This is a genomic window from Pedobacter sp. 05L430 (assembly GCF_056397585.1).
On record NZ_JBFTNT010000187.1, the window covers coordinates 1 to 8,448 of the forward strand.

Consider the following 8,448-nt stretch of genomic DNA (forward strand, 5'->3'; position numbering starts at 1 on the left):
ATTGATTTGCCATAAAAATACAATAGTTGATTTTATTAATTCAACCTTAATCTCTGCTTTTGCTTTAGCAGCTGGGTTTCCAGTTTTTTATAGACAACCTGCTGAACATCTACCTGGTCATCTATGGCTATAACAGCTGCAGTTGCTGCCGATTCACCAAGGATCATAAAAACAGGTTCCATTCTAACGGAACCATAAGCAATATGGGAGCTGGAAACACAAACCGGCACCAGCAAATTGCCACATTCTCCTTTTTTAGGAACTATTGATCCATAAGAGATGCTATAAGGTTTAGGGGCATGCACACCTATATCGCCCTCATTCTGCACAAATCCCTTATCGGTTACATATCGTTGTGTATTATGCGAATCTAAAGCATAAGAACCCATCCCAATAGGTTGAGGCACTTCCTTCCGTCCTAAAGTTTCGTTTTCTGTAAGTACCTGATCACTTATCATCCTTCTGGCCTCTCTTACATAAATTTGGTGGGGCCAGTTTCCATTATCTTTAAATTCGTCTTTAGATAAACCCCATGTTTGCAGTCTTTTTTGCAGATCAGCCGGAACACGTGGGTCTGTGATCATGAAATACATTAATCCTTTCTGATAATCTTCATGCTGTTTAATGATCTGCTTTCGCTTTTCGTATGAAGCCTCCGGATAATCGTAGTTCATGCCAATATAATCGGTACTGAACGGACCATGATTATTGGTATCCGTTTTATGATTGGGTATGTCATCAAATTTATCAAACAACTCTTTCCATCCACTCTGAAACACCCTAGCCAGCAATTCGTAATTTGCTGGGTTGTAATTATCAGGTTTTGGAAATGTAATTCTGTTCTCTGCCTTATTGGTGAGACACATTCTAAAGCAATATGCCTGCAACTTGTTATCGCCCTCTCCTTTTATCCCCGGATCCTGGTCGGATATGCCTACCAGTAGACCGCTGCTTTTATCGCCGGTAACTTTATATGGATCTATATTTGTTTTAAAATGATGGCCATGCTGAAACACTTCTGTTTGCACGCCATTCCAGGTTTCTCCGTATACACTGTTTGCTTCACGGCCTATGTGGTAGCTAACCTTTGCCGCAGCCATCAAATCTCCCTCATAGGTGGCATCAATAAACATTTTACCACTAAATTGCTTACCACTTAATGTAGTGATTGATGTAATTTTACCATCCTTCATCTCTACACCATCTTTACGGTTTAACCATTCATTGCGGTAAACTTTAATATTACTTTCTTTGATAAAATCTTCCATTATTTTTTCGGCAACGTGTGGTTCAAATATCCACATTGTGCGGTCTTTACCATCAATAGCAGGTGTTCCTTGCCCCTTGTTCCCATATTCTTCCTTTTTTTGCCATTTCCATGCAGTATCTTGCTGATAATGTAAATAAACCCGATGATAAAAATCTCGGGATAAGCCTCCTATCACCTCTTTATTTCCGGTATCTGTRAAACCCAATCCACTGGATGACAAGCCTCCGAGATGAATATCGGGAGAAACAACAATAACAGTTTTACCCAATTTTATAGCAGTTACTGCTGCTGTTACCGCTGCTGAGGTGCCACCGTAAATTATAAGATCTGCTTCATATGGTTTTTTATCTGCAGCCTGCAGACCAAAATTGGAAAATATAATAAAAATGGAAGTAAGTATCGTTTTATATAACATTTTATTAGTAATAGGGTTAAACATGTATTTGGTTAGAACAGCAAAATATACATTTTATATCAAACTTTTGGCTGTGGGGCTTTAACAGGGCGTTGATAGGGCTTTGCTAGGGCCTTGATAGGGCAAAAAGCCCTGGGAATGCCTTAGCAAAGCCCTAACAACACCTCAGTAAAACTACGATAACGACTGGTTTACTAATTAAAACCTTACACCAAGGCTTGCGGAAAAGGTAAGCATTCGGGTATCCAGGTTATCGCCTTGGTCTGATACAGTGCGATTAAAAACCGGCAGCAGGGTATAACTGATCCTAAAATCACCATAGAGATTTATTCTAAATGGTTTATTGTMGCCCACCTTAATACCCGCAAGCAAGCTGTTGTTAAAATGATTTACATATTTTAAAGGCAGCGTTTCGTTTCGGCCCCTGCCGCCATCGCCGTCTACCCCATCTTCATATCTTAATTTTGTTTTCGAATTAACAGCAATACCCGGTGCCATGCCGGCATAAGCCGATAAGAAGAGTCTGTATGCACTTGGTTTAAAATTGTAACTGATCAGGATTGGGAGTTCTACATAATCAATATTGAAATTATAGTTATTATAGGCCTGCTGCTCCTGTCCGTCATCGTCAACAATAATTACATAATTATTCTTTTCTCTGTAAACCATCCCTCTGGAATTAAAGAGCAACTCGGCACCCAGTGTAATTCGTTCTGTTAATCGCCCATCGGCAGTTAATCCAACAAGTGCAGATGCACGGAAATAGCGGTTAAAATAACTGAGGTCAGTTCTTTTTGAGTTGGCTGTGGGCGTTACGTTGCGTGTAAAAAGAGAGCCGTTAATGCCTGTTTTAATCCCAAACCTTACCTTTTTCTCAAAATCAGGCTGTTCCTGGGCCTGAACATACAGCCCATAGAAGAGCAGTATGAAAAAACATAAATTAGATTTCATAGCGTGTTTTATTTGTGTGTACTCTAATTTATGAAATATAATCCGTTACTATCGTAACATTTTGAGCGAGAAAGCTTTACTATTCCATCTCCTGAAGTTCTTCAGGACGGATTTTGCGTTCCGGACGGTAGCCAATCAAAGCAAGGTTGATTTCGTCCTGTTTGTTGGGATTAATTAAACGCGAACAGTATGAATCGCCGTTTTCATAGCAGAAACTGATTACTACACGTTCCTTAGGATGATCGATCTCTGGCAATGTTCCTAAAACCTCATACAAATTGTTAAGTGCATGGCTAACATCATCCGTTTCAGGTAAAACAAATAAAATCTCATCTCTTTTAGCATCAAAATAGCTAATTGAGCGCCAGTTGCGGCCAAGATAATGTGCTTTTAGGTTTACTAAAAGTTCTGATTTATAAGGATGGTCCATTTAATAGTTTGCTTGCTTCCGCTAATATAGCAGTTTTGGCTTAATAATAGTTGGGGCTGGCATACTTTCTATATACCAGCCTTAATAAGATCTGCTACCTTACACGAAATTGATTTCCGTTTTTTAAGCTGCTAACTGTATCAGCCAATTTATCAATCTCTGCACAAGTGTTATAGAATGCCAAAGATGGTCGCACCGTTGCTTCCAATCCAAACCTTCTCAGTATGGGCTGAGCACAATGATGGCCGGATCTTACGGCAATACCTTCTTTGCTTAATGCCTCGCCAACTTCAGTAGTTGTAAATCCATCTAATACAAATGAAAGCACACTCGTTTTATTAGCTGCCGTTCCAATTAAGCGCAATCCTGGAATTTGCTGTAACTGCTTTGTTGCGTAGCCTAACAAAAAATGCTCATAGTTGTAAATGTTGTCAATCCCAATCTTTTGAACATAGTCTATTGCCGCGCCTAAACCAACTGCATCCGCAATGTTACCTGTTCCTGCCTCAAAAAGTGATGGCGCGGGATTAAACTGGGTATGTTCAAACGTTACATCTTTAATCATATTGCCACCACCCTGATAAGGCTGTGCACTGTTTAACAACTCCTCTTTACCATATAATACACCAATACCTGTAGGCCCAAAAATTTTATGCMCAGAAAACACAAACCAATCTGCATTAAGTGATTGTACATCCGTACGAATGTGTGAAACAGACTGTGCACCATCGACAAGCACTTTTGCTCCCGCAGCATGAGCCATATCTACAATTGTTTTTGCCGGGGTTACCGTTCCTAATGCATTAGATACCAAGGTGAAAGAAACCAGCTTTGTTCTTGGATTCAGCAATTTTGCATATTCATCAAGAATAACTTGTCCATCATCATCAACCGGGATCACTCTTAATTTTAAGTTCTTCTTTTTGGCCAATAACTGCCAGGGAACTATATTGGCATGATGTTCCAAATGGCTGATGATGATTTCGTCTCCTTCCTGAAGATATTGGGCACCCCAGCTATCTGCAACCAGGTTTATAGCCTCGGTTGTTCCGCGTACAAATACCACTTCATTTGCTGATCTGGCATTTATAAAGTGCTGTGTCTTCTGTCTTGCTGCTTCATAAGCATCGGTAGAACGGGCAGCTAATTCATGGGCAGCACGATGTATGTTGGAATTTTCATGTGTATAAAAATAGCTTAACCTTTCTATTACCTGTCGCGGTTTTTGGGTGGTTGCAGCGTTATCCAGCCAAACCAGGGGTTTTCCGTTTACATACTCTGAAAGGATTGGGAAATCGTTACGAACAATGTTTACGTTAAATGCAGGGTAAGATTGGCCAGTTATTTCGCGGTAGTCTCCTTTGGCAAGCTTTTCTGCAGAAGAGAAGTAATATGAATGTTCTCCCAAAACTGCCGAAGGTGTAAATGGCAATTGAGAAGAAGGACTGTAAACATTAACTGCAGCCAGGGCTTTGCTCAATTCTTTCTCAAAGGGTCTGTCGTTTTCAAACGGCAGGGCATTCACTGATTTGGTGCCGGGTGAGATACCCCCACTTCCATGTGTGGAGGCAGGCACATGCCCCAGCCCCAGATTATTTGCATCCGGCAAACTTGTTTGCGGATCCAGAAGATCGACAGAATTTCCCTGATTAATTGCCAAAGGTGAAGATTGAGTTTTATCCAATGTTCCGGGAGCCGAGAAAAAAAGTTCATTTGCCAGTTTCTCTAAGAGATGTACATCTGGCAGTCCATTCGGACCATTAATTGTACCACTCATAACCTAGTATTTATATTCATGATATTTATTAATTTCAACATCGTCGAGTACAGCAATAGCATCATCTACCAAAACTGCCAGCGAACAGTAAAGAGATACCAGATAAGAAGCAATTGCTTTTTCATTGATCCCCATAAAGCGAACTGATAAACCAGGAGATTGCTCACCGGGAAGATCGGGCTGATATAAACCCACTACACCCTGACGGCTCTCTCCTGTTCTGATGAGCAATATTTTACTTTTATTATTTTCTATAGGCACTTTATCGGAAGGGATTAAAGGAATTCCTCTCCAGGTGATGAACTGAGAACCAAACAAAGATACCGTTGGTGGTGGTACGCCTCTGCGTGTACACTCCCTGCCAAAGGCAGCTACCGCTAGTGGATGAAGGAGGAAGAATCCGGGTTCTTTCCATACTTTAGTGATCAACTCATCCAGATCATCTGGTGTGGGTGCTCCTGAACGTGTAGAAATACGCTGAGAAGGTACAATACTGTGCAACAAACCGTATTCTTTATTATTGATCAGTTCGCTTTCCTGACGTTCTTTAATGGCTTCAATAGTAAGGCGCAATTGCTCACTGATCTGGTTGTAAGGTTTGCTATACAAATCGGAAACCCTGGTATGTACATCAAGCACGGTATTTACTGCACTAAGCAGATACTCACGTGGCTGTGCTACATAATCTACAAATGTGTTAGGCAATACACGTTCGTCTCTGTTAGAGCAATCTACATCCACTGATTCTCCTTCTTTTACTTTGTTCACTCTGTAAATCCCTGACTCTACGGGCGTCCAGCTTAAAAGATGAGGCAACCATCTTGGAGTAATAAATGATGCCTGCGGCACGGTACGGGTTGCAATAGCCAGCGGCCTTGCGGCAACATCACCTAATGCGGTTTGTGTTGGATTTAATTTTTCTGCCATGATTTGTTTAATTAATTATGTATAAATAGATCTATTACTTTAAATAATCCTTCCCTAAATATATAATTTATATATTAATTCTACGGAATTAGTAGACTATTTAATAAAATAGTTATACCTTAGTCAAATCATACACAATTTCTAATCGAAATTTGTTAGCTCGTCTGAGTTTTGTTTAAAATTTAAAGCCAGGTCGGATGACCTGGCTTTTTAAATTATAATTGGTTTAAGTGTGTTTTTATTTTACAAGGATCACATCATCGAAGTAGAAACTTTCATCTTGTTTTTCAGGGCCTTCTATCCAGAAGCCTAATTGTTTCATCGGACCTTTTTTCCAAAGTTCAAGTGTTGTCATCGGGATTTTAAAGTAAGTCCATACATTAGCAGGTACTATTATTGGAACGCTTCTATCTGAATTTCCATACCCCCCTGCCCTTGCATCGCCTGTTACATAAAGCGTATAGTCGGCCGAAGCTCCCTTAACCCAGAACGACAAATAATTATACTCTGGCATACTGGCTACACCATTCCAGTTTGCAAAACCATCTGCACTCCAGTTTCCTTTGTTATATCCTGCTTTAAAGGATTTGGTTCCACTTTTGGCAAAATCGGTTGATATTGAAGCGGGGCCCCATGATCCGTTTTCGAAACCATTACCATAATCATCTGTAAAGATCTTATAGGCTTTATCCAGATTCACAAATACCTGATTTGTGGTAATTGGCCCGGTAGAGTTGGTAAGTATTAGTTTTGCGCTGTTTACCGTAGTTGCAGGCATTTTAATTACCAGTTCTTTTTTGGATTGAGATACGATACTGGCCTCGGCCGCTGCGCCATCCAGCGTTATGCTGGTTACATCCTCAAGGTTGTTTCCAACCAGGGTAATTTCTGTGCCTTCAATAAAATTATAGTTAGAGGCTGTATTTACCAAAGGCAAAGCAACAACATTAAATGGCACTTTTAGCTGAACTCCAAGTCTGTTTGTTAAAATGATGTTTTGGGCACCACCATTTGCAGTATCAGGCACTCTAAATATCAATGCATTATCTGTATTTAGCGTCGGGTTAAATGAAGCAGGTACATTCCCTTTTTCAAAAACAATACTGGTCATATCGCCCAGGCCGCTTCCGGTTAAGGTGAGTACAGTATTTCCGCTTGCCCTTTCCGGATCAAGCTTATTGGCCACCGGACTATTGGACGCTTTGCTGCTCGACTGCTCTTCTTTTGTGCAGCCTGTTATGGTTAATGCTCCTGCCATACATGCCAGCAGGAATATCTTTAGATTTTTAATAGTTTTCATATCTATTTATAATAAGCTACTGCAGGTTCAAGCAGTAAAGGATTAATAACTGTTTCTGGTTGTGGTACCGGAAGGTACAACTGCTTTGCCGAAGTAAGTGTGGCCTTAAAGCTGGTTAACTGGCCGTTACCACCTAATGTACCACGCTCCTGTGCGGCTATCATCTGCTGTGCCTTAGCAAATCCTTGTCTTTGGATGTCAAACCAGTAGTCGCCTTCAAATGCGAACTCTACTTTACGCTCGTGTAAGATATCATCAAGCGTGATGTTGGTTAAACTTACCAGACCAGCACGGTTATGTACTTCGTTAAAGGCACTTAAAGCGGTAGCATCGCTGGTAGATCCTCCTCCGGCCATTACTGCCTCTGCATAAATCAGCAATACGTCAGCATAGCGAAGAATATAAGTAGAAATGCTGTTATGACTGTCGGAAGTTACTACTTCAGCGCTTCTGTTTGGTCCTACAACATATTTCTGAATATTGGAGCGGGTGCCTGTTTGAATTTTAAAATCGCTTGTTATCCCTGTAGTATCATAAGTAAATCCGTTAGGGAAATTGTCGTTGATCCAATCGGCTTTATGAAAGCCCTGCTGCATTACCGACCATCCTTTTCTACGGTCGCCGGTAGCATAACCTGTTGAAGCATTTAACATGTCGAACGACGGAACCACTGCTGAATAACCATTTCCTCCTGTTGGTTTTGGTTTTAACAAAGGTTGCGGACCTACGTAAAGCATGTACCTGTTTCCTCCGTTCCATCCCATAGCAGCTAACCATCTTAATGAAAACAACATTTCTTTGTTGTTTTTGTTGGCGATGTCTGAGGAGGTAAACATGCCCTGAAAATCAGGATTCAGGCCTATTCTTTTGGTTGATGTTGCATAGTCTATAACCTCTTTGGCTTTTAACCTTGCGTTTTCATAGTCCTTTAAGTAAAGGTAGATTTTGGCCATCATCCCTTTTGCTGAATATTTATTAACCCGACCATCCTGAGTTGCTATTTCGGGCAGGTTTTCTTCTGCAAACTTAAGGTCCTCAAGTGCAAACTTTAATACATCTTTTTGCAGGTATCTTGGTGTTGCAGGCGCCCCGGCTTTGGTTAGATCTACCGGGTTTTCTACTATTGGCGCATCACCAAAAGCACGGCCGATATAGAAGTACGCAAACCCACGGATAAACTTGGCTTCGGCTATACCTACATCCAGGTAGGAAGGATCGGCCACCTGAGTTTTTTTATTCATAAAAGTATGAATCAGTACAGATGCCTGTCCGGCTGCCTTATAGCAAGACTTCCAGGTGTCCATTACTAAACCATCTGTACTTTGGATATTAAAATTATAAAATGAGTTGTATTGTGCATTGCCCTGCACTCCGGTTA

General features: G+C 40.8%; 7 protein-coding genes. All 7 read right to left on the minus strand.

All coding sequences use genetic code 11. The features are described from left to right. Nucleotides 1–35: 35 nt before the first annotated feature. Nucleotides 36–1,685, minus strand: coding sequence for an FAD-dependent oxidoreductase (locus tag AC1DG9_RS19115; protein WP_477612323.1), 1,650 nt, complete (start codon nt 1,683–1,685; stop codon nt 36–38). A 198-nt stretch (nt 1,686–1,883) separates the two neighbouring features. Further along, a complete protein-coding gene (locus AC1DG9_RS19120) occupies nt 1,884–2,636 on the minus strand; it encodes a porin family protein (RefSeq protein WP_477635047.1) in 753 nt (250 codons plus the stop codon). A 79-nt stretch (nt 2,637–2,715) separates the two neighbouring features. Next, a complete protein-coding gene (locus AC1DG9_RS19125; protein ID WP_337716872.1) occupies nt 2,716–3,066 on the minus strand; it encodes a hypothetical protein in 351 nt (116 codons plus the stop codon). Between the two features lie 94 nt (nt 3,067–3,160). Beyond that, a complete protein-coding gene (locus AC1DG9_RS19130; protein ID WP_477635048.1) occupies nt 3,161–4,843 on the minus strand; it encodes a family 2A encapsulin nanocompartment cargo protein cysteine desulfurase in 1,683 nt (560 codons plus the stop codon). A gap of 3 nt (nt 4,844–4,846) precedes the next feature. Continuing rightward, nucleotides 4,847–5,770, minus strand: coding sequence for a family 2A encapsulin nanocompartment shell protein (locus AC1DG9_RS19135; RefSeq protein WP_048906269.1), 924 nt, complete (start codon nt 5,768–5,770; stop codon nt 4,847–4,849). A 238-nt stretch (nt 5,771–6,008) separates the two neighbouring features. Next, complete coding sequence (locus tag AC1DG9_RS19140; protein ID WP_337716868.1) at nt 6,009–7,070, minus strand: IPT/TIG domain-containing protein; 1,062 nt, start codon at nt 7,068–7,070, stop codon at nt 6,009–6,011. Nucleotides 7,071–7,072: 2 nt separating this feature from the next. Beyond that, a partial coding sequence (locus tag AC1DG9_RS19145) for a RagB/SusD family nutrient uptake outer membrane protein (RefSeq protein WP_477635049.1) occupies nt 7,073–8,448 on the minus strand: 1,376 nt, incomplete at its 5' end.